Origin of the sequence: Thermithiobacillus tepidarius DSM 3134 (assembly GCF_000423825.1) — a bacterium.
Taxonomy (GTDB): Bacteria; Pseudomonadota; Gammaproteobacteria; order Acidithiobacillales; family Thermithiobacillaceae; genus Thermithiobacillus; species Thermithiobacillus tepidarius.
Map to the genome: position 1 here is coordinate 70567 of NZ_AUIS01000008.1, position 21442 is coordinate 92008.

The 21442-nt window shown below is 68.2% G+C and carries 20 protein-coding genes; 9 read left to right on the top strand and 11 right to left on the bottom strand.

Going from position 1 to position 21442, the window contains the following annotated elements; all coding sequences use genetic code 11:
* Positions 1–98: 98 nt before the first annotated feature.
* The 9 genes from G579_RS0105840 to leuS form a co-directional block, all read right to left on the bottom strand.
* Positions 99–968, bottom strand: coding sequence for a hypothetical protein (locus G579_RS0105840; RefSeq protein WP_028989436.1), 870 nt, complete (start codon positions 966–968; stop codon positions 99–101).
* Positions 969–978: 10 nt separating this feature from the next.
* On the bottom strand, positions 979–1431 hold the full coding sequence (locus G579_RS0105845; protein WP_028989437.1) for a hypothetical protein: 453 nt from the start codon (positions 1429–1431) through the stop codon (positions 979–981).
* Between the two features lie 84 nt (positions 1432–1515).
* Positions 1516–1992: a 23S rRNA (pseudouridine(1915)-N(3))-methyltransferase RlmH gene (rlmH, locus tag G579_RS0105850; protein ID WP_028989438.1), complete on the bottom strand. Its 477-nt coding sequence runs from the start codon at positions 1990–1992 to the stop codon at positions 1516–1518.
* 13 nt (positions 1993–2005) lie between these two features.
* Positions 2006–2353, bottom strand: a complete 348-nt coding sequence (gene rsfS, locus G579_RS0105855; protein ID WP_038018433.1) for a ribosome silencing factor — start codon at positions 2351–2353, stop codon at positions 2006–2008.
* Positions 2354–2445: 92 nt separating this feature from the next.
* Positions 2446–3129: a nicotinate-nucleotide adenylyltransferase gene (gene nadD / locus G579_RS0105860; protein WP_038018436.1), complete on the bottom strand. Its 684-nt coding sequence runs from the start codon at positions 3127–3129 to the stop codon at positions 2446–2448.
* A 25-nt stretch (positions 3130–3154) separates the two neighbouring features.
* Complete coding sequence (locus tag G579_RS0105865; protein WP_028989441.1) at positions 3155–4423, bottom strand: glutamate-5-semialdehyde dehydrogenase; 1269 nt, start codon at positions 4421–4423, stop codon at positions 3155–3157.
* A gap of 74 nt (positions 4424–4497) precedes the next feature.
* The gene (holA, locus tag G579_RS0105870; protein ID WP_028989442.1) at positions 4498–5517 is read right to left on the bottom strand and encodes a DNA polymerase III subunit delta; all 1020 of its coding nucleotides are present in this window, start codon (positions 5515–5517) and stop codon (positions 4498–4500) included.
* Between the two features lie 67 nt (positions 5518–5584).
* The gene (locus G579_RS0105875) at positions 5585–6130 is read right to left on the bottom strand and encodes an LPS-assembly lipoprotein LptE (protein WP_162142975.1); all 546 of its coding nucleotides are present in this window, start codon (positions 6128–6130) and stop codon (positions 5585–5587) included.
* 47 nt (positions 6131–6177) lie between these two features.
* On the bottom strand, positions 6178–8730 hold the full coding sequence (gene leuS / locus G579_RS0105880; protein ID WP_230973805.1) for a leucine--tRNA ligase: 2553 nt from the start codon (positions 8728–8730) through the stop codon (positions 6178–6180).
* A 257-nt stretch (positions 8731–8987) separates the two neighbouring features.
* Here leuS and G579_RS0105885 point away from each other — a divergent pair, with 257 nt between their 5' ends.
* Positions 8988–9779, top strand: a complete 792-nt coding sequence (locus G579_RS0105885; RefSeq protein ID WP_028989445.1) for a DNA-formamidopyrimidine glycosylase family protein — start codon at positions 8988–8990, stop codon at positions 9777–9779.
* Between the two features lie 584 nt (positions 9780–10363).
* Here the strand turns inward: G579_RS0105885 and G579_RS0105890 are convergent.
* The gene (locus G579_RS0105890) at positions 10364–10822 is read right to left on the bottom strand and encodes a rhodanese-like domain-containing protein (protein WP_028989446.1); all 459 of its coding nucleotides are present in this window, start codon (positions 10820–10822) and stop codon (positions 10364–10366) included.
* Between the two features lie 163 nt (positions 10823–10985).
* On the opposite strand from G579_RS0105890, the gene G579_RS16085 reads away from it, so the two are divergent.
* The 7 genes from G579_RS16085 to G579_RS16095 all read left to right on the top strand — a co-directional run bounded on the left by G579_RS16085 (position 10986) and on the right by G579_RS16095 (position 17904).
* Positions 10986–12143: a cation diffusion facilitator family transporter gene (locus tag G579_RS16085; RefSeq protein WP_051180946.1), complete on the top strand. Its 1158-nt coding sequence runs from the start codon at positions 10986–10988 to the stop codon at positions 12141–12143.
* A gap of 195 nt (positions 12144–12338) precedes the next feature.
* Positions 12339–13754 carry a glutamate--ammonia ligase gene (gene glnA / locus G579_RS0105900; RefSeq protein ID WP_028989447.1) on the top strand — a complete coding sequence of 472 codons (1416 nt, stop codon included), beginning with the start codon at positions 12339–12341 and terminating at the stop codon, positions 13752–13754.
* A gap of 141 nt (positions 13755–13895) precedes the next feature.
* Positions 13896–14399 (top strand): DUF4124 domain-containing protein, encoded by a 504-nt coding sequence (locus G579_RS16090; RefSeq protein ID WP_051180949.1) that lies wholly within the window; start codon positions 13896–13898, stop codon positions 14397–14399.
* Between the two features lie 145 nt (positions 14400–14544).
* Complete coding sequence (glnL, locus tag G579_RS0105910; RefSeq protein ID WP_081662618.1) at positions 14545–15660, top strand: nitrogen regulation protein NR(II); 1116 nt, start codon at positions 14545–14547, stop codon at positions 15658–15660.
* A gap of 69 nt (positions 15661–15729) precedes the next feature.
* Positions 15730–17163, top strand: a complete 1434-nt coding sequence (gene ntrC / locus G579_RS0105915; RefSeq protein WP_028989449.1) for a nitrogen regulation protein NR(I) — start codon at positions 15730–15732, stop codon at positions 17161–17163.
* A gap of 104 nt (positions 17164–17267) precedes the next feature.
* Positions 17268–17444, top strand: a complete 177-nt coding sequence (locus G579_RS0105920) for a CsbD family protein (RefSeq protein ID WP_028989450.1) — start codon at positions 17268–17270, stop codon at positions 17442–17444.
* A gap of 127 nt (positions 17445–17571) precedes the next feature.
* Entirely contained in the window at positions 17572–17904 is a 333-nt protein-coding gene (locus G579_RS16095) for a hypothetical protein (protein ID WP_211218665.1), read from the top strand.
* Positions 17905–18348: 444 nt separating this feature from the next.
* On the opposite strand, the gene ubiB is transcribed toward G579_RS16095, so the two are convergent.
* Entirely contained in the window at positions 18349–20019 is a 1671-nt protein-coding gene (gene ubiB / locus G579_RS0105930; protein ID WP_028989451.1) for a 2-polyprenylphenol 6-hydroxylase, read from the bottom strand.
* 217 nt (positions 20020–20236) lie between these two features.
* Between ubiB and G579_RS0105935 the strand changes: the two genes are divergently transcribed.
* A complete protein-coding gene (locus G579_RS0105935) occupies positions 20237–21436 on the top strand; it encodes an FAD-dependent oxidoreductase (protein WP_028989452.1) in 1200 nt (399 codons plus the stop codon).
* The last annotated feature ends 6 nt before the right edge of the window (positions 21437–21442 follow it).

A 21442-nucleotide genomic window follows, 5' to 3' on the forward strand; every position in this document is an offset into this window, starting at 1 on the left:
GTGATTCGTGATTCGTGATTCGTGATTCGTGATTCGTGCGCGAGTGTGGCGCGGCCCGCGCCGCCGCGCAAGCCGTTTCACGTTTCACCATTCACGTCTCACGTCCCACCCGCCCCCGGAGCGCTGCGCATCAGCACTTCCACCTGCCCGGCCGGCAGGCCGGCCTCGACGGCGCTGTCCACGACTTCGGCCGGCAGGCCGTACTTGATCAACGCCTGGGCCAGGGCTTGCGCCCGCGCTTCGGCCACGGCTTCCGTTCCCGGCTGCTCCGGTGCTACCCGCACCGTATAGCGGCGGTCGGGCAATGCCCGCACCAGCGCCACCAGGCTCTGCACCTGCCGCTGTCCCGCCGCCGTCATCTGCTGGCCGCGGAAGAGCGCCGCGCCGTCGAGCCGCAGGTGCTTGCCCTCGCTGTCGTCCTGCACTTGGGCCGCGCGGCTCAGCAGGGCGTTGAGGCCCGCCTCCATGCGCTGCTTCTCCAGCGCCAGCTGCGCGAGGCGGGACTCCGCCTCCAGCCGCGCCCGGCGCTGGCGCTCGATTTCCTCGTTCAGCTCCAGCCGCTGCGCCATCTCCTGACGACGGCGGGCGATGCGGTCCTGCAGCTCGGCCCGCCGCGCCTGCAGCTGCTGCAGTTCGCCGAGCAGCGCGTCCCGGCGCTGGGTCAGCGCCTGCACGCGCCCGGCGTCTTCGGCCGCCTGGGCGAGCAGCTCCGCCTCGCGGGACTTGCTCTCGAAGCGGTCTTTCTGCAAGGCGTATTCCGGCGAGCCCGGCGCTGCCTTGCTCATGGCCTCCAGGGCGGCCCGCGCTTCGGCCAGGGCTTGCGGCGCCGCCTGCGCCGCCTGGCCTTGGCTCAGCGCGGACAGGCGCTGCTGGAAGGTCTGCAGTTCCGGATTGGCCGCCCGGGCGGCCGCGCCGGCGCCGAGCAGCATGCCGGCCAATACAACGGACATGAAAATGGACTTGGACATGGCGCTTTCTTCAGTTCAGCTCACGCAGTGTGGATTCCAGCTGGGTCACGGACTGCCGCATTTCCGCGAGCTGCTGCTCCAGTCCGGCGATTTCCTGTTCCAGGCTATGCTGCTTGTCCCGGTTGGGCTTGGCGCGCAGGTCGGCCTCCAGCAGATCGAGCTGGACGCGCGCCCGCTCCGCCTCGCGCTGGGCCGTCCGGTAATCCTTGGCCGCCAGCGCCTGGCGCCCGCTCTCCAGGGCGCGGCGGGCGGCCTGCAGGGCGCGCCGGGCCTCTTCGTCCAGGGGATCGCTGCTGGCGGCAGCGGCATCGGCCGGCTTTTCCACGCCGATGGCCAGCACCTTGGCGCGCGCGCTCTGCAGGTCCAGTTGCTGCATGGCTTGGTCGCCGCCGGTGCTGGCGCAAGCGGCCAGGCTCAGGATGCAACCGGCCAGGATGAAACGATGAAATGGGCTTGCCGTCATGCTCGTACCACTCGATGAAAATTGCTTTGATCCAGGTGCTGCAGCTGGTCGGTGCGTGGCGCCTGCCCGACACCGGCATGCATGCTATTCGTTCCCCCGATGATAAGGCAGGCCGGCCACCACGCTCCAGGCGCGGTACAACTGCTCCGCCAGGATCACGCGCACCACCGGATGGGCGAAAGTGAGGGGCGACAGGGACCAGCGCCAGTGGGCCTGGGCCAGGCATGCTTCGCTCAGGCCCTCGGGGCCGCCCACCCACAGTGCCACATCGCGGCCCTCGGCCAGCCAGCCTTGGAGGCGCTCCGCCAGGACTTCGGTGGAGACGACCTGACCGCGCACGTCCAGCGCCACGACATAGGCCTGCTTGGGCGTGGCGGCCTGCAGACGGGCACCCTCCTCGCGGGTGATGCGCGCCAGGTCGGCGCCCTTACCGCGCTTGCCGGCCGGCAAACCGGTGAACTGCAGGACGCAGTGGGCCGGCATGCGCGCGCTGTACTCGGCCACGGCCGCCTCCACCCAGGCCGGCATCTTCTGGCCGATGGCCAGCACGTGCAGCTTCACGAGGACGCGCGGTTCAGGAGGCGCCGCGGCTGGCGCCCACGGTGGACCAGAGCTTCTCCAGGTTGTAGTAGTCGCGGGTCTCGGCGCGCATCACGTGGGCCACCACGTCGCCCAGGTCCACCAGCACCCACTCGCCGGTCTCCTGCCCCTCCTCGCCCAAGGGCCGCACCCCACGCTCCTTGGCCTTTTCGACCACGCTGTCAGCCAGCGAACGCACGTGGCGATCGGAAGTCCCGGTGGCGATGACCAGATAATCAGTGATATCCGTCTGGCCGCGCACGTCCAGCACCTTGATGTCCACGCCCTTGCGATCCTCCAGGGCATCGACGACCACTTGCTTCAACTCTTCGGCGTTTAGCACGTATCCATTGGCTCCTTTGTTGGGGTGAGACGTGATTCGTGAAACGTGATTGGTGAAAAGCGGGCGATTTGCCTCTTTTCACGTTTCACGAATCACGCGTCACCTGGCAGCGAGCCGCACTCGCGGCGATACAAATCATGCTGCCCGATGTAGGCCAGCACCGCGTCCGGCAGCAGAAAGCGCGGGCTGGCGCCCTGGGCCACCAGGTCGCGGATCTGGGTGGCCGAAATCGACAGGGCGGTCACCGTCTGGAACAGGATGCCGCCCGCCGGCCGCGCCAGCAGGGCCGCCGGCGTCTCCATCTGGCGCGCCTGCACCTCGAGCTTCAGCACTTCCGGCAGCTCCGGGTTGTTCCAGCCGGGCCGGCAGGTGACCACCAGGTGCACCAGATCGAGAATCTCGCGCCAGCGGTGCCAGGTATCGAAGCGCAGGAAGGCGTCGGTGCCCAGGATGAAGCACAGCGGCGTGTCGCCGTACTCGGCCCGCAGCCGCGCCAGGGTCTCGACGGCATAGCTGGGGCTGACCTTGCGCACCTCCCAGTCCAGCACCGTGAAAACCGGGTGCGGCGCCGCCGCCAGCTGCGTCATGGCCAACCGGTGCGCGGCGTCGGCGTGGGGCTGGCGGCGGTGTGGCGGCTGGCCGGCGGGTACCAGCAGCACCTGCTCGATGCCCAGTGCCTGGCGCACTTCCTCCGCCGGCCGCAGGTGGCCGAAATGGATCGGATCGAAGGTCCCGCCAAGGATGGCGATCCCCCGCCGTGTCGTATCACGCTTCACGCTTCACCTTGCATGCTTGCGCGGCTCACTGCCGCACATGCCCGTCGCCCAGCACGATCCACTTCTGCGTGGTCAGTCCCTCCAGGCCCACCGGGCCGCGCACGTGCAGCTTGTCGGTGGAGATGCCGATCTCCGCGCCGAGCCCGTATTCGAAGCCGTCGGCGAAGCGGGTGGAGGCGTTGACCATGACCGAACTGGAATCCACCTCGCGCAGGAAGCGGCGGGCGTGGCTGTAATCCTCGGTCACGATGGCCTCGCTGTGGCCGGAGCCGTACTGGGCGATGTGGTCCATGGCCGCGTCCAGGCTGTCCACCACCTTGACGGAGATGATGGGGCCCAGATACTCGGTGTAATAGTCCTCCTCCGTGGCGACGGCAAGGTCTGGCAGAAGCTTCAGAGTCTCCGGACAGCCGCGCAACTCGATGCCCTTCTCGCGCAGGGCGGCGGCGATGGGCGGCAGCATGTCGCCGGCCACCGCCTGGTGCACCAGCAGGCTTTCGGCGGTGTTGCAGGTGCCCAGGCGCTGGACCTTGGCGTTGACCACGATCCTCACGGCCTTGTCCAGGTTGGCGAACTCGTCCACGTAGACGTGGCAGTTGCCGTGCAGGTGCTTGATCACCGGCACGGTGGCCTCGGCGCTGATGCGCTCGATGAGGCTCTTGCCGCCGCGCGGGATGATGATGTCGATGAGCCCCCGCATGCGGATCATCGCCCCCACCGCGGCGCGGTCCGGCGTATCCAGCACCTGGATGGCGTCCAGGGGCAGGCGGGCGCGGCCGAGGGCGGCGCGCAGGCGCTCGGCGATGGCCTGATTGCTGTGAAAGGCCTCGGAGCCGCCGCGCAGGATCACCGCATTGCCCGACTTCAGGCACAGTCCGGCGGCATCGGCGGTGACGTTGGGACGCGACTCGTAGATCATGCCGATCACACCGATGGGCATGCGCATCTTGCCCACCTGGATGCCGCTCGGACGGAACTTGAGATCGGCGATCTCGCCCACTGGATCGGGCAGGGCGGCGATTTCGCGCAGCCCCTCGGCCATGGCCTGCAGGCGCGGCTCGCTCAGGGTGAGCCGGTCCAGGCTGGCCGCATCCAGGCCCGCCGCCTCGGCATTGCGCAGATCCTTGCGGTTGGCCTTCTGGATTTCCTCGCTGTCGCGCACGATGAACTCGGCCATGCCCAGCAGGGCCTCGTTCTTGGCGCGGGTGTCGGCCTGTTGCAGGACGCGGGCGGCGGCGCGGGCGCGCTCGGCCAGGCCGCGGACCTGGGTCTCAACAGGAGTGTGCTTTTCCATCTTTACGAACTCCTCTTCGCGGTGAGACGTGACTCGTGAAACGTGAGGCGTGAAAAACAGTCGGCGGCCTCGTCTCACGTCTCACGTCTCACCAATCCATGCTGTCCGGCCAGTCTCAGGGCCACCTCCGCCAGGGTCGGCCAGACCGGCAGGGCCGCCCGCCCCTTCAGCGCCTCGTCGAGGCGGGCGCACAGGCGCAGGGCCGGGATCAGGTCCTCGCTGCGGCGGCTGCGGGCGACCCGCTGCAACAACTCCTGGCGCGGACCGAAGATCTTGTGTTCGCGCCACAGCGCCGCCGGATCGGTGCGACGCCCCTGCAGGGCGATCAGCAGGCGCAGGTCGCGGGTCAAGGCCCACAATACCAGTATAGGCTCGATGCCCTCAAGGCGCAGATGGTCCAGAATATGCAGGGCTTGGCGCGCCTCGCCGCGCAAGGCGGCGTCGGCCAGGTCGAAGACGCTGTAGCGGGCGCTGTCGCCGATCACGGCCAGCACGTCCGCCGGGGCGACTTCCGCGCCCGCGGACAGCAACCGCAATTGGTCGATGGCCTGCACGCAGGCCAGCAGATTGCCTTCGGTGCGCTCCGCGAGCAGGGCCTGGGCCTCGGCGCTGGCACGCAGGCCCGCCTGGCGCAGGCGCCCGGCCACCCATTGGGGCCACTGGCGCGGCTCCGGCGGGTAGAACAGCACCACCGCGCCGGCGCTTTCCAGGGCCTTGAACCAGCCGGCCTTCTGGGCGGCGGCATCGGGCCGTTCGCCGGTGACCAGCAGGAGGACTTCCGCGGGCGGCTGCGCCGCCCAGGCCTGCAGCAGCTTGCCGCCCACATCCCCGGGCTTGCCCGCGCCCAGACGCAGGATCAGCAGCCGCCGCTCGGCAAAGAGGGACAGGCTGTGCTGCGCCTCCTCCAGGCGCCGGAAGTCGAAACCCGGCTCCACGGTCCAAACCTCGGTCTGGGCAAAGCCCGCCCGCGCCGCGGCCCCGCGCACGGCCTGCTCCGCCTCGATCAGCAGCAGCGGCTCGCTGCTGAAGAGGCCATAGAGGGGGGCCAGGGAGCCCTGCAGGTGGGTGGCGAACTGCTCCGGCTTCAGACGCATGGCTGAGGGAGGGCGGCCAGGATGGATACTACGCGGCGGGCGGGGCCGGCCAGCACCGGACGGCGTCTCACTGCCCGCCGCGCGCCGCCGGCTGCGCGCTGCCTTTGTAGTAGCTGAGCGCGCGCAGGATCTGCTCGGCGCCGTCGCGCAGCAGCTCGTCGCGCAGGGACTGGGCCTGGATATCGGTGGCCAGGACGTTGGTGCTGGTATAGGTGTAGTCGCGCTGGATTTCGATGGATTGCTCCGGCAGCAGGTCCTCGCCCGAGGCCGCGCGCAGCCGGTAGCGGGTATGCAGGATGAGCAGGAACTCGCGCGCCACGCCTTGCTGATCGATGCTGGCCACCCGCTGCTCGATGTTGGTGCCGCTGACCACCAGCACCGGCGCGTTGGGCGCCGTCTCCACCGACTGGGAGGCCATCATCAGGCGCTGGCGCAGGGCGCGCACCAGGGCCTCGTCGTTCTGTCCGGCCGGCTGCAGGCGCACCCCTGCCAAGGCCGCCGGCAGCGGCTCGGCGCCGCGCAAGTGGAAGCCGCAGCCGCCGAGCGGGACGAGCAACACCGCGACGAAGAGCAAAGCGCGGCTGAATTTCGCTGCCTTAAACGAGTAACTCACGATGCATCCTGTCCTTGGGATCTCCACGTTTGGTCCGCTGCCACCCGTTACTTGCCGCCCACGATGTTGACGAGCTTCCCCGGCACCACGATCACCTTCTTCACCTCGCCGCCTTCCAGGAAGCGCTGCACCGCCGGGCTGGCCAGGGCCAGTTCCCGCACCTGCGCCTGGCTGGCGTCGGCGGGCACGGCGATGCGGTCGCGCAGCTTGCCGTTCACCTGCACCACCAGGGTCAGGGTACTCTGCTCCAGCGCCGCGGCATCGGCCTCAGGCCAAGGCGCGAAATTGAGCTCCGTGTCCTGCCCCAGCACCGCCCACAGCCGCTCGCAGATGTGCGGGGTGAAGGGCGCCAGCAGGTGCACCAGCACCCGCAGTCCCTCGCCCACCACCGCCCGCATGTCCGCCTCCCGCGCCGCCACCTCGCGGCCAAGGGCGTTGGACAGCTCCATGATGCCGGCGATGGCCGGATTGAAGTGGTAGCGCTCCACGTTGGCCGTGACCCGCTGGATGGTCTGGTGCACCACGCGGCGCAGGTCGGCGGCGGCGGGCGACAGCTCGGCCGGCAACGGCGGGATGGGCCCGCCATAGTCGTGCACCAGGCGCCAGACCCGCTTCAGGAAGCGGTGCGCGCCTTCGACGGCCTCGTCGGACCACTCCAGCGACTGCTCCGGCGGCGCGGCGAAGAGGATGAAGAGCCGCGCCGTGTCCGCGCCGTAGCGATCGATCAGCGCCTGCGGGTCCACCGTATTGCCCTTGGACTTGCTCATCTTGGCGCCGTCCTTGAGCACCATGCCCTGGGTCAAGAGGCGCGCGAAGGGCTCGTCGAAGCGCGGCTCGGCGGGCAGCAGACCCACGTCGCGCAGGAGCTTGTTGAAAAAACGCGCGTAGAGGAGGTGCAGCACCGCGTGCTCCACGCCGCCCACGTACTGGTCCACCGGCAGCCAGTAGTGCGCGCGCTCATCCAGCATCTTTTCGTGCTGGTCCGGGCAGGCGTAGCGGGCGTAATACCAGGAGCTCTCCACGAAGGTGTCCATGGTGTCCGTCTCGCGCCGGGCCGGGCCGCCGCACTGCGGGCAGTCCACCCGGTAGAAGGCCGGGTCGTCGTGCAGCGGCGAACGCGGACCGTTCAGGACCACGTCCTCGGGCAGCGTCACCGGCAGATCGGCTTCCGGCACCGGCACCACGCCGCAGTGCTCGCAATGGATCATGGGAATCGGCGTGCCCCAGTAGCGCTGGCGCGAGATGCCCCAGTCGCGCAGGCGGTAGTTCACCGTCTTGCGGCCCTTGCCGCCGCGCTCCAGGGCCTCGGTGATGGCGCGCCTGCCCTCGGGCGAGGGCAGGCCGCTGAAGGACCCGGAGTCCACCAGCACGCCGGGCTCGGTGTAGGCCTGCTCGGCCACCAGCGCCGCCGGATCCGCGGCCTCGCCCTCGGGCTGGATCACCACCCGGATGGGCAGATCGTACTTGCGGGCGAACTCGTAGTCGCGCTGGTCGTGGGCGGGCACGCTCATCACCGCGCCCTCGCCGTAGCCCATGAGCACGAAGTTGGCCACCCACACCGGAAGCTCCGCGCCGGTCAGCGGATGCACGGCCTTGAGTCCCGTGTCCATGCCGAGCTTTTCCTGGGTCTCCACCGCCGCTTCCGCCACCGCCGTATGGCGACACTGCTCGATGAAAGCCGCGAGATCAGGCCGCTGCTCGGCCGCCCGGGCGGCGAGCGGGTGTTCCGGCGCCAGGGCGAGATAGGTCACGCCCATGAGGGTGTCGGGACGGGTGGTGAAGACCTTGACCGCCGCCGAAGCGTCCGCCAGCGGGAAGACCACCTCGGCGCCCTCGGAGCGGCCGATCCAGTTGCGCTGCATGGTGATCACCTGCTCGGGCCAGCCGTCCTGCAGGCGCTCCAGGTCATCCAGCAGCTCCTCGGCGTAATCGGTGATCTTCATGAACCACTGGGTGATCTCGCGCCGCTCCACCAGGGCGCCCGAACGCCAGCCGCGGCCGTCGACCACCTGCTCGTTGGCCAGCACCGTCTGGTCCACCGGGTCCCAGTTGACCGGCGACTTCTTCTGATAGACCAGTCCCTTCTTCCAGAGCTGGACGAAGAGCCACTGCTCCCAGCGGTAGTATTCAGGTTTGCAGGTGGCGATCTCCCGCGACCAGTCGTAGGACAGGCCCAGGCGCTTGAGCTGGCCGCGCATGTGTTCGATGTTGCTGTAGGTCCACGCCGCCGGCGCCACGCCGTGCTTGAGAGCGGCATTCTCGGCGGGCAGGCCGAAGGCGTCCCAGCCCATGGGCTGGAGCACGTTCTTGCCGCGCATGCGCTGGTAGCGCGCGATCACGTCGCCGATGGAATAGTTGCGCACGTGGCCCATGTGCAGCTGCCCGGAGGGATAAGGGAACATGGACAGGCAGTAGAACTTCTCGCGATCCGCATCCTCGACCGCGCGAAACAGCTGGCGCTCCTCCCAGCGGCGCTGGACGGCGTCCTCCAGCTCGGCGGGCTGGTAATCGCGCCCGGCGGCCTCGTGCCGCGGCATGTTCGCACTGTCACCCATCGCGTTGTGGGACGGTTTTTCGTGTTCGCGCTCTACTGAACTCATCTTTGGACACCTGCACGGATGCGGTGAGGGTAAAATAAAGGTTTTAAAGGTTGCCACAGGGGGGGTAGTCCGTGCAATGATACGCACCGGATCATCATTTGCCGCACGAATTCTACAGTTCACAACGCCCGCCGTTGTGACGCAGAACAGGTGAGGCAGACCGGCGAACGGTTGCAGCACCGGCATCCATCAGGATGCCGCGCGCTCCCGTACGCGGGCCTGCCTTTTGTCCTCAACGTCATCATGCAGGTTGAACTATGCCCGAATTGCCCGAAACCGAACTGATCGCGGAGAAGCTGCGCAGCGCCGCCCTGAACAAGCGCCTGGAGGACATTGCCTTCAAGGGTGGCCGCGGCAACGAACAGGAAGAAGCCCTGGCATCCGCCCTCGCCCGCCTGCAAGGCTGCCGCATCACCGACGTGGCCCGCTACGGCACTTTCCTGTTCCTGGAATTCGAGGAACAAGGCATCCTCAGCCTCAACCTGGCCGGCGAAGTAGACGTGCAGCTGCAGCGCGGCCGCCTGGACCTTCCCGAGCACAATGCCCTCCTGCTGCGCTGCCAGGGAGGGTTCCAGCTGCTGCTCAGCGCCCCCAACCTGGTCGCCCGCGTCCGCCTCCTGGACGAAGAGGCGGACGTGGACTACCTGACCAAGCTGGGCCCCGACCCCCTGCTGGATAGCGAGGTAGCCACGCACCTCGCGCCCGCCCTGGGCCGCCGCCGCACCCATGTGCGCGCCGCCCTGATGCAGGACAACCTCGTGGCCGGCATCGGCCCCACCTGGGCCGACGAAATTCTGTTCCAGTCCCGCATCCGGCCCGACCGCCTGGTGCCGGAGCTCACCCCGCAGGAGCGGGAGCGCCTGCTCAAGAACCTGCCCAAGGTACTGGACCGCGCCGTGCGCTGCCAAGCCAAGCCCAATCTCCTGCCCCAAAACTTCCTCACCCGCCACCGCCACGACGATCAGCTGTGCCCCATCTGCGGCGGCCCGCTGGAAACCCTGGAAGGGGGCAGCAAGGGAGCGCTGTTCTGTCCGAAATGCCAGGTTTGATGGGGGCGAGGGGCTGAGTCAAAGGCCGGGACGGGCGCGGTGCCGTGCCTGCCGGGCCGGGATCCTGTACTGTAGGAGCGAACTCGCTCGCGATCCGCCGTGCCGATAAGCGAATAATCGCGAACCATCTCGCTCCTACGACTGGCGGCGACAGCACGAACCAACCCGCTGCCGGGATCCTGCCACACCATCCCCTCGCCCGGCGGGCGCCGGAGGCTGAGCGGACACCGGTGAGGACGTGTAGGAGCGGGCTGGCTCGCGATCAACGGGAGCGGCCGCTCCCGTTGATCGCGAGCCAGCCCGCTCCTGCGGCCGGATGCGACAGGCGGAGGGCTTGCGCCGTGCCGGTGTTGCCGCGCGCAAACCCCGGGCGCGGCAAACGAGCGCAGCGAGCGGCAAAAGCAACCGGCTGTCGGGCCGCTCCCGGCATCCAAGCAGCTGCAGCCGCCAGCCCACCTCTTGGCTCAACAACATTGGGCTTCGCGGCGCTCAGCCCAGGCCACCGCCCTTACCTTCCGCTGGCGCCGGGGAGCAGCTCGCGGCCGCAGCCGCTCCTTGCGCACCCAACAAAGGCTGCCCCTTCGTCACTTATTCATCCAAGGCAAGCCCGCCACCTTCCACCCCTCCACCGTCCCCCGGTGGCCCTGGGCGTCCTTCCGGCCTTCGAAGCCCTCCAGGACGTTGAAGCAGTTGCGGTAGCCGCGCTCGGTCATGAAGGCGGCGGCAGCCGCCGAGCGGCCGCCGGTGCGGCACAGGAAGAGCAGATGCTCCTCGGGCCGGGCCTGGCTGGCCACCTCCTCGGCGAAGCGGGGATTCACCTGCATGTCCGGGTAGAGCTGCCAAATCACCTGCAGGCTGTTGGGCACATAGCCGACGAACTCGAGCTCGGGCTGGGTGCGCACGTCGATGAGTTTGCAGCCCGGCAGGGCGTTCCACAGGGCAAAGGCCTCCTGCGGGGTCAGATCGCCCGCATAAGGGCGGCCGGCAGCCTGCGCCCGCGCAGCGGCGCGCTCCAGAATCTCGGCAATGTCAGGCGTCGTCATTTCTTTTCCCTCGCTCTCGGGTAAATCGGCAGCCGGCGGCACCCGGCATTCCTATGATTTCCGGCTTGCGGGGACAGGTCAATCCCTCCGCGCAGACGTGACCACGTCGGGAACATTGCGGTATGATGGCCGCTCTCCGACGTGTCCGCTTGCAGAAGAATTCATGGCCCACACCCACAGCTTGAGCCGCGAGGAACGCGGGCAGATCAACATGCGCGTCACCTTCGTCGGCGCCGTGTTCAACTTCTTCCTGGTGCTCGTCAAACTGATCGTCGGGCTGCTCGGCCATTCGCAGGCCCTGGTGGCGGACGCGATCCATTCGCTGTCGGACCTGCTCAATGATTTCGGCCTGATGCTGGCCATGCATTTCAGCCGCCAGGCGCCCGACGAGGAGCACCCCTACGGCCACGAGCGCTTCGAGACGCTGGCGGCGCTGGCCATCGGCACCACGCTGGCCATCAACGGCGCCTGGGTGGCCCTCCACAACGCGCAGCGGCTCTACAGCGGCGAGATCCTCACGCCGGAGAGCTACACGCTGATCGCCGCCGCCATCGGCGTCCTGGTCAAGGAGGCCATGTACCACTACACCATCCGCGTGGCGCGCCTCACCCGCTCCCCCGCGCTGCGCGCCAACGCCTGGGATCACCGCTCCGATGCCATTTCCAGCGTGATCGTCTTCATCGGCATCGGCGGCAGCCTGCTGGGCTTTCCCTATCTGGACGCCATGGTGGCCATCCTGGTGGGCGTCATCATCGTGCGCGTCGGCCTGATGGCCGCCTGGGAGGCGCTGCAGGAGCTGGTGGACCGCGGCCTGGATCAGGCCGATCTGCAGCGTCTCCGCGAGATCATCAACGGCGTGGAGGGCGTCACCGACCTGCACCTCCTGAAGACCCGGCGCATGGGGCATCAGGTGCTGGCCGAGGTGCACATCCAGGTGGCGCCTTACCTGAGCGTGTCGGAAGGCCACCAGATCGCCGAGCGAGTGCGCCGCGCCCTGCTGGCCGGCATGCCCGGCCTGGGCGAGGCCACCATCCACATCGACAGCGAGGACGACGAGGCCGGCGGCGAACTGCTGCCGCCGCGCAGCGAGATCGAGGCGCGCCTGCGCGCCACCCTGCGCGACCGCGGCCTGCCGCTGCCGCAGGCCGTGACCCTGCACTATCAGGGAGAACAGTTGGAACTGGATCTTTGCTATCCCCTGCCGGCGACCGGCAGCATCCAGGACCTGCACCGCCTGGAACAGGACATCCGTAATGCGCTCGCGCAGGCGGGCGTCGCCCACCCGCTACGCTTTTTCTGGCATCATTCACGCGGCGCCTGAGCCCAACCCGAATTGCCCAACAATGGTGCATAAAAGACCGACAAGCACCAAAATGGTGCACAAGAGCAATCTCTTCACCCAACGCACTGGCCGCCAAGCGCAGAAAACCGGCACGTTGACAAACGCGCGCGCCTGGCACAAATTCTGCTATTCCCCGACGACCCACTCAGCACCCGCCGCAACCAGGAGTTCACGATGGCTGACGCCGTTAAAGACGTATTCAAACTGATCGAAGAAAACGATGTGAAGTTTATTGACCTGCGCTTCACCGACACCAAGGGCAAGGAGCAGCATGTCAGCATGCCCGCCCACGCCTTGGACGAGGGCGCCTTCGAGGAGGGCAAGGCCTTCGACGGCTCCTCCATCGCCGGCTGGAAGCACATCAATGAATCCGACATGATCCTGAAGCTGGACCCCAGCTCGGCGGTGATGGACCCCTTCATGGACGAGAACACGCTCATCATCCGCTGCGACATCATCGAGCCGGCCACCGGCGAAGGCTACGAGCGCGATCCTCGCTCCATCGCCAAGCGCGCCGAGGCCTACCTGAAGAGCACCGGCATCGCCGACACCGCTTACTTCGGCCCGGAAAACGAGTTCTTCATCTTCGACTCCGTGACCTGGAGCATCGACATGTCGGGCTGCTCCTACAAGATCGACTCCCAGGAAGCGGCCTGGAACTCCGGCAAGGAGTATGAAAGCGGCAACATGGCTCACCGTCCCAGCGTCAAGGGCGGCTACTTCCCCGTGCCTCCGGTGGACTCCAGCCAGGATATCCGCAGCGCCATGTGCCTGGCCCTGGAGGAAATGGGCATCAAGGTCGAGGTGCACCACCACGAAGTGGCCACTGCCAACCAGAACGAAATCGGCGTGGCCTTCGGCACCCTGACCCGCAAGGCCGACGAAGTGCAGATCCTCAAGTACGTGGTCCACAACGTCGCCCACGCCTACGGCCACACCGCCACCTTCATGCCCAAGCCCATCGTCGGCGACAACGGGTCCGGCATGCACGTGCACATGTCCCTGGCCAAGGACGGCAAGAATCTCTTCTCCGGGGACGGCTACGGCGGCATGTCCGAGCTGGCGCTCTACTACATCGGCGGCATCATCAAGCACGCCAAGGCCCTGAACGCCATCACCAATCCGTCGACCAACAGCTACAAGCGCCTGGTGCCCGGCTTCGAGGCGCCGGTCATGCTGGCCTACTCGGCGCGCAACCGCTCGGCGAGCATCCGCATCCCCTTCGTGACCAACCCGAAGGCGCGGCGCATCGAGGTCCGCTTCCCCGATTCCACCGCCAACCCCTACCTGGCCTTCGCGGCCATGATGATGGCGGGCCTGGACGGCATCCAGAACAAGATCCATCCGGGCGAGGCCATGGACAAGGATCTCTACGACCTGCCGGCCGAGGAGAAGAAGAGCATTCCGCAGGTCTGCGGTTCCCTGTCCGAGGCGCTGGACGCCCTGGACGCCGACCGCGCCTTCCTGACCAAGGGCGGCGTGTTCACCGACAGCATGCTGGACGCCTTCATCGAACTGAAGCGCGCCGAGGTGCAGGAAGTGAACATGACCACGCATCCGGTGGAAATGCGCATGTACTACAGCCTCTAAGGGCGACCGCCGCAGCGACCAGGCCCCGCCCCGCGCGGGGCCTTGTTTTTTGCGGCGCATCCGACCCCGGCACCATGCTTATTGCGCGTCATCGTCTAAAATAGAATATTATTTTCCACCCATTCACCAGCGGAGGCCGCCATGCCTTGGCTCATCTGGGTCTTATTCGCGGGGCTCCTGCCCGCCGTCGCACAGGCCGACACGATCTACCGCTGGGTGGACAGCCAGGGCATGGTGCACTATGGCAACAAGCCCCCGGCCAAGGCCAAGCAGCTGCGCCCCATCCTCCAGGACAGCCACACGGGCGCAGCCCCCGCGCCGTCCGGCAGCGGTGCCGCCGGCAGCAAGCCCGGGGCCGCGACCGAACCGGCCAGCCCCAAGCCCAAGGCGCCCGACGTTCAAGCGCAACGGCTGCAGGAATTGCAGCAGCAGCGCGACCTGGCGCGCCTTGAGCTGCTGAACGCCATCAAGGAGTACGAGGAGGGCAAGGCGGTGCGGCTGGGCAGCGAGCGCAACTACGTCCGCTACCAGGACCGGGTGAACGCCCTGGAAGAGCGGGTGCACACCGCCCAGGAACGGGTGCTGCTGCTGGACCGCCAGATCGACAGCCTGTCGGCGGGCAGCGCGCCGACGGAAGCCCGCTAAGCACGCCTACGCTTTCCCGCCGGCTTTTCAAAGAGCGGCATTTGCACTATTTTGGTGCAAATGCCGCTCTTTTCCGCTCAAGCCCCTGAGTTTCGCGGCCAATCCCGCCGCGCTTGCACGGGCACGCTTATTGCTAAACTCTGACATGGTCCACTACGCGCCTACCTCCCCCCTGATCACCGACCCGCAGCAGTTGCCGGTCGAAACCGTGCTGGACGGCATGACCACGGCCATCCTGGTGCTGGATGGCGACCTGCGGGTCTGCTATTTGAACCCGGCGGCCGAGGATCTTCTCAAGACCAGCCTGCGCTACGGCTTCGGCCAACCGGTCGACGCCTTGATGGAACTGCCGCCGCCCCTGCGGGAGCGCCTGCGCGGCGCGCTGGCCGGCCAGGCGCCGGTGACCGACCGGGCCCAGCACCTGCGCGTTTCCCACTGGGGCGAGGTGATGGTGGACGCCGCCATTTCGCCCGTCACCCTGCCGGCGGGCGGCGGCCGCAGCCTACCGGAGCCGGGCGTACTGCTGGAATTGGTGCGTCAGGACCGGCATCTGCGCATCACCCAGGAGGAGCTGCTGCTGAACCAGCATGCCGTCACCCAGGAGGTGGTGCGCGGCCTGGCGCACGAGATCAAGAACCCGCTGGGCGGCCTGCGCGGCGCCGCCCAATTGCTGGAGCGCCATCTGGATGATCCGGCGCTCAAGGAATACACCGGCATCATCATCAAGGAAGCCGATCGCCTCAGCCGGCTCCTGACGCGCCTGCAGGGGGCCCAGGCCCGGCCGCGGCTGGCGCCCACCAACATCCATCACGTGCTGGAGCACGTCAGGCGCCTGGCGCAAACCGACCTGCCCACCGGCATCGACCTGCGCTTCGATTACGACCCCTCCATTCCCGAGTTCATGGCCGACGCCGAGCAGCTGATCCAGGTCTTCATCAACCTGGTGCGCAACGCCATGCAGGCGCTGGGGCAGGAGGGCCGCATCACCCTGCGCACCCGGGTGGAGCGCCAGTTCACCATCGGCACGCGCCGCCACCGCCTGGCGCTCTGCGCCGAGGTGGAGGACAACGGCCCAGGCGTGCCGCCGGAACTGCAGTCGAGGATCTTCCTGCCCCTGGTCACTGGCCGCCCCGACGGCCTGGGCCTGGGCCTCTCCATCGTGCAGTCGCTGGTGGCCGGCCATGGCGGCCTGGTTGAGCTGCATTCCGAGCCGGGGCGCACCCGCTTCGGGGTGTACTTGCCCTTGCTCACCGATGGGTGATGGGCCGCGGGCCGGACGCCGTATCCGTGGAGAGCAGGCTGTGCGCATAGGCCAAGGAGTGCCAAGCCCATGAAATCCGTCTGGGTCATCGATGACGACCGCTCCATCCGTTGGGTTTTGGAGAAGGCGCTGGAGACCGCGGGCATTCCCGTGCAGACCTTCGCCAGCGCCGAGGGCGTCCTGGAGCGGCTGCAACGCGAGCAGCCGGCTGCCATCATCAGCGACGTGCGCATGCCGGGCATGAACGGGCTGGACCTGCTGCAGCGCATCCAGAAACACTGGCCGCAGCTGCCCGTCATCATCACCACCGCCCATTCGGACCTGGACAGCGCGGTGGCGGCTTTCCAGGGCGGCGCCTTCGAGTACCTGCCCAAGCCCTTCGACGTGGACGAAGCGGTGAGCCTGACCCGGCGGGCCATGGAGCACGGCGGCCAGCGTCCCGAGGAAGCGGCGGAGCCGTCGCCGGCCCCGGAGATCATCGGCGAGGCGCCGGCCATGCAGGAGGTGTTCCGCGCCATCGGGCGGCTGTCCCGCTCCCACATCAACGTACTCATCAACGGCGAATCGGGCACCGGCAAGGAGCTGGTCGCCCACGCCCTGCACCGCCACAGCCCGCGCGCCGGCGGCCCCTTCATCGCCATCAACACCGCCGCCATTCCCGCGGAGCTGCTGGAATCCGAGCTCTTCGGCCACGAGCGCGGCGCCTTCACCGGCGCCGTCAGCCAGCGCCATGGCCGCTTCGAGCAGGCCAATGGCGGCACCCTCTTCCTGGATGAAATCGGCGACATGCCCGCCGGCCTGCAGACCCGCCTGTTGCGGGTGCTGGCCGACGGCGAGTTCTACCGGGTGGGCGGGCACAATCCGGTGCGCGTGAACGTGCGCGTCATCGCCGCCACCCACCAGGACCTGGAAAGGCTGGTGCGCGAGGGCAAATTTCGCGAAGACCTCTTCCACCGGCTGAATGTCATCCGCATCCACCTGCCGCCGTTGCGCGAGCGGCGCGAAGACATTCCGCAGCTGGCCCGCCACTTCCTGAGCCAGTCGGCCGCCGAACTGGGGGTGGAGCGCAAGCGCCTGAGTCCGGCCGCGGAGCAGGTCCTGACGCACTTTTCCTGGCCCGGCAACGTGCGCCAGCTGGAAAACGTGTGCCGCTGGCTCACGGTCATGGCGCCCAGTCAGATCGTGCAGACGCACGACCTGCCGCCGGAGCTGCAGGGCCCGGCCAGCACCCAGGCGCAAACGGCGGCGCCGGCCGCCCTGGACTGGGATCGCTCCCTGGCCGACTGGGCCCGGCAGCGCCTGAGCCAGGGCCAGGACGATCTCCTGGCCGAAGCCCTGCCCCGCTTCGAGCGCATCCTGCTGGAAACCGCCCTGGCCCATACCCGCGGCCACAAGCAGGAAGCCGCCCGCAAACTGGGCTGGGGACGCAACACCCTGACCCGCAAGCTCAAGGAACTCGGCCTGGAAAGCGACGAGGAGGCGGAGCACGACCTGGCGGGCTGAAGCATCGCACCGGGACCAAGGTCGCACAACGGGCCGGCGGGGCGAACTCCCCTGTCCAGCCGGCGTCTGAATAGGCAGGAAGCTATTCACGAAAGGAGCCTGCCATGAACAAAGACCAGGTGAAGGGCCGCGCCCGGGAGGCCACCGGCAAAGTCAAGGAAGCGGCCGGCCGGGCGACCGGCAACGAGAAGACCGAGTTGAAGGGCACCGCCCAGAAGACCGCCGGCAAAGTGCAGAAGGCGTACGGCGACGCCAAAGAGGATATTCGCAACCCACGCTAGCATCACGCCTGATCGCGGCCCCGCCGAGCGGGGCCGACCTCCACGCAGATCATCCCTCTCTCGCCAAGCACGGCGCGAGCCATCTGATCAGACCGCGGATGGCAAGGCTGCGCCGAAAGGAGCAGGCATGCATCGTTACCACAATGAAGCAAGGGAAATGACGGTCAAGGCCGCCCTGGACCGGCCCGTGCCGCTGCCGGCCGACCCGCAGCAGGAACGGGTCGTGTTGTGGAAGACTTTTCGCAGCCGGGGCGAGGCGTTGGACTTTGCCCGGAACGTTCTGCTCGAAGCCGACCAGACTCTGATCGGCGGCCACGATCACGACAGCGTCGGGCCTTTTTACTGGCTGGGCGTGCAAGTGGCGGATCTGGCGGCCTGGGGCAACTCGCAAGCCATCCAGCTGCGTGATCCTTTCGATGCGGACGATCCCCAAGGACAGGGCCGGGGCATCAGCATTTGAGGCGCGGCCAGACGGCACCGCACGCCAGTCGCCACGCCGATCCCCCGCAACGCCGCACCCTCACCCTGCCCGCTCCCGGCGGGAGCGGATGTCCGGGGCAGGCCGGCGCGGCACCGTGCCAAGCGCTGAGGGGCTGGCTCCGGGGCTGTAGGGGCGAGCTTGCTCGCGATGCAGGGACGACTGGCATGGTTGATCGCGGGCTACCTGCTCCTACAAACCAGAGGCGAGAACACGATCCAAGATTGCTGCCGGGGCGCCCGCCCTATCGGCCCCTACCCGGCCCGCGCCCGACCGGCGCGGGTACTCGGGGCGCGGGCGCGGTACCGTGCCAACCCCTGGCGAGCTGGCACCCTGGCTCGCTCCTGCCTTAAACCCGTTGGGCTTCGCGGCATCCAACCCGGGCTGCAAATTGCCGCCGGGCTGAACCAAGCCCGCCCAGATCCCCTAATCCGGCTGCCGCGGCCACCCCAAAAACAAAATGTACGCGCCCACCAGCCCCAACACCCACGACACCGGCGACAAGCCGGCGAGGCTGCCGAAGATGCCGTTTTCCTGATCGGCGATGATGGCGGCGGAGATCAGCAGCGATACGCCGACGATGGCCATGAAGATGCGATGCAGGCCGAAGCGGAGCTCCTGGCGCATGATTTCCATCTGCTCGCTCTTGAGATAGAGCTCCAGGCGTCCCTGCACCATCTGATCCAGAGCGGTGTGCAGCAAGTTGGGGATCTGCGGCAGGTTCAGGCCCCACTTGGGCAGGTTCTCCCGCACCTCGCGCGCCCAGCCCAGCGGGCCCCGCTGCTGGTTCATCCAGGTGGCCAGCATGGGCGCGGCCACTTCCCAGATGTTCAGGTTGGGATTGAAGTTGCGGGCAATGCCCTCGACGTTGACCAGGGTCTTTTGCAGCAGCAGCAATTGCGGCTGGGTCTGCATGTTGAAACGGCGGGTGGTCTGGAACAGGCGCAGCAGCAGGTTGCCCACGGAGATTTCGTTCAAGGGGCGCTCGAAGATGGGCTCGGCGATGGCCCGCAGGGCGGTTTCGAAGTCCTGCAGGTTGGTGCCGGACGGGATCCAGCCCGCTGCCGCGTGGGCCTCGGCCACGCGCTCGTAGTCGCGGTCGAAGAAGGCCGACATGTTTTCCGCCAGATAGTGCTGGCTGTCGCGGTCCAGGGTGCCCATGATGCCGAAGTCCACGGCGATGAAGCGGCCCGTGTCCGGATCGACGAAGATGTTGCCGGGGTGCATGTCCGCATGGAAGTAGGCGTCGACGAAGACCTGCCGAAAGAAGATCTCGGCGGCGCGCCGCGACAGCTGGTCGAAGTCGATGCCCGCCGCGGCCAGGGCTTCGCGCTGGCTGATGGGAATGCCATGCACCCGCTCCATGACCAGCACGCCCTCGCTGCAATAGTCCCAGAACACCGCCGGCACATAGAGGAGATCGGTGTGCTCGGCGAAGTTGCGCCGCAACTGGCTGGCGTTGGCGGCTTCGCGCAGGAAGTCCATTTCGCCGGCGATGGTCTTGGCGTACTCCTCCACCACTGCCCGCACCCGCAGGCGCCGGGCCTCGGCCGAGTAGCGCTCCGCCAGCTCCGCCAGGAAGGACAGAATGGCGAAATCCTGCTCGACGATGCGCTCGATGCCCGGCCGGCGCACCTTCACCGCCACCTCGCGGCCGTCGCGCAGATGCGCGAAATGCACCTGCGCGATGGAGGCGGCCGCCGCCGGCACGGGATCGAAGTCCTGGAAGAGCTCGTCCAGAGAGCGGCCCAGCGACCCTTCGACGATGGCGCGCGCCGCCTCGCCGGGGAAGGGCGGCACGTCGTCCTGCAGCCGGGCCAGCTCCCGGGTAATCTCGTCGGGCAGGAGATCGCGGCGCGTGGACAGCATCTGCCCGAGCTTGATGTAGGTCGGCCCGAGCTCTTCCAGGGCGCGGCGCAGCCGCTGGCCGGTGGTGCCCTCGGCCCGCCGCTGGAACCAGTAGATGGGATTCAGGGCCAGGATGAAGCGGTACGGCCGCAGCCAGCGCACGGAAAACAACAGATCGTCCAGACCGTGCTTGACTAGGACCCGGGTGATGCGCAGCAGGCGCAGCGTACGATATGCGGTTTGCCTCAAGCCCTACCTCGTGGTGACGATTGTCCGTCCGGTGACGCGCCGTTGCCCGGGACCCCGCTTGCCGCCCGACAGGGGCATCGCAAGGCATCCCCGGCGCTGAAGGTGGCACAAGCTTAACACGTGCTCAGTCCGCTGGCACGAGCGCTCCAACCAAGGTCACAGCGGCACGCCCGCTGGGCTGGCTTACAATGGCTGCTCGAAAACGCGCGAGGTCGGCATGGACGTCGATGTGATCATCATCGGGGCGGGATTCGCGGGCCTGAGCGCGGCAATCCATCTGGCGCGCCAGGCGCGCAACCTGGCCATCGCGCTCGTCGACGAGCGCGGCCAGCAGACCTACACTCCGCTGCTCTATGAATTCATCGAGAACGGCCGGAATCCGCTGATCGATTACCGCGCGCTGCTGCCGCCCGCGCTGCGCTTCTTCCGCGGCCACGGCCGCCTGGCCGGGCGGGACGAACGGATGCCCTCCCGCTTTCAAGTGCTCGTTGCCGCCGAAGGCACGGAGATCGAACTGCGCAGCCCCGCGCTTCTCCTCGCCACCGGCGCCCTGACGGCACCGTCATCGGCCGCGCTGTCGCTCAGCTCCTACGAAGGTGCCCGCGCGGCCCTGCGCCGCCTGGATGCTTGGCGGCCCGCCGGCATCCAGATCGCCGGCGCCGGCCCCCACGGAGTGGAACTGGCCTGCGCCCTGCGCATCCGCTACCCGACTGCCCGCATCGAGATCCACGCCCGGGGCGGGCGCCTTCTGCCGGCCTTGCCCGAAGCGGCGGGGTGCTACGCCCAACGGGCGCTGCGGCAGCAGGGCATTGCCGTCCACCTGCATAGCGCCCTGGCCGGCGACATGCCGCCCCCGGCCCGCACGGTGCGCCTGTCGGCCACGGGACTGCGCAACGACGCACCCGCCTTGCGCGACCTGCTGGGCCCGTGGCGGGAGCAGGTGGCGACGCTGGCGGGGAGCCAGCGCATCCTGGTGGACGCGCATGGGCAGGTGCCCGGGGTGGCGGGGCTGTACGCCCTGGGGGATGTATCCGTGTTCGCGGCGGCGCCTCGGCTGCCCAGCACGGCGCAGCGCGCCGCCGGCCACGGCCGGCAATGGGCCGACAACTTTCTGCGCCAGCGGCGGGGCGGGCAGCCGGCGCCGCTCGGCGCGCCGGATTTGGGCGGCGTCGTCCGCCTGGGCCCACGGGACGGCATCGCCTGGCTCAATTCGCCGTCGCAGCCGCAACGTCAGGCCTTCTTCGAAGGGATGGGCGCCCAAGTGCTGGACGCGCTGGCCCAACACAAATACCTCTTGGAACTCGGCCTCGCCGCCGGCCGGCCTCCGGCGGAAATCGGCCAATTCCCCGCCGATGCATTGCGCCTGCTGGGCCGGGCTTGGCGAAACCTGGGCCGGAGACTTATTCCGTGGGGATGAGGCATC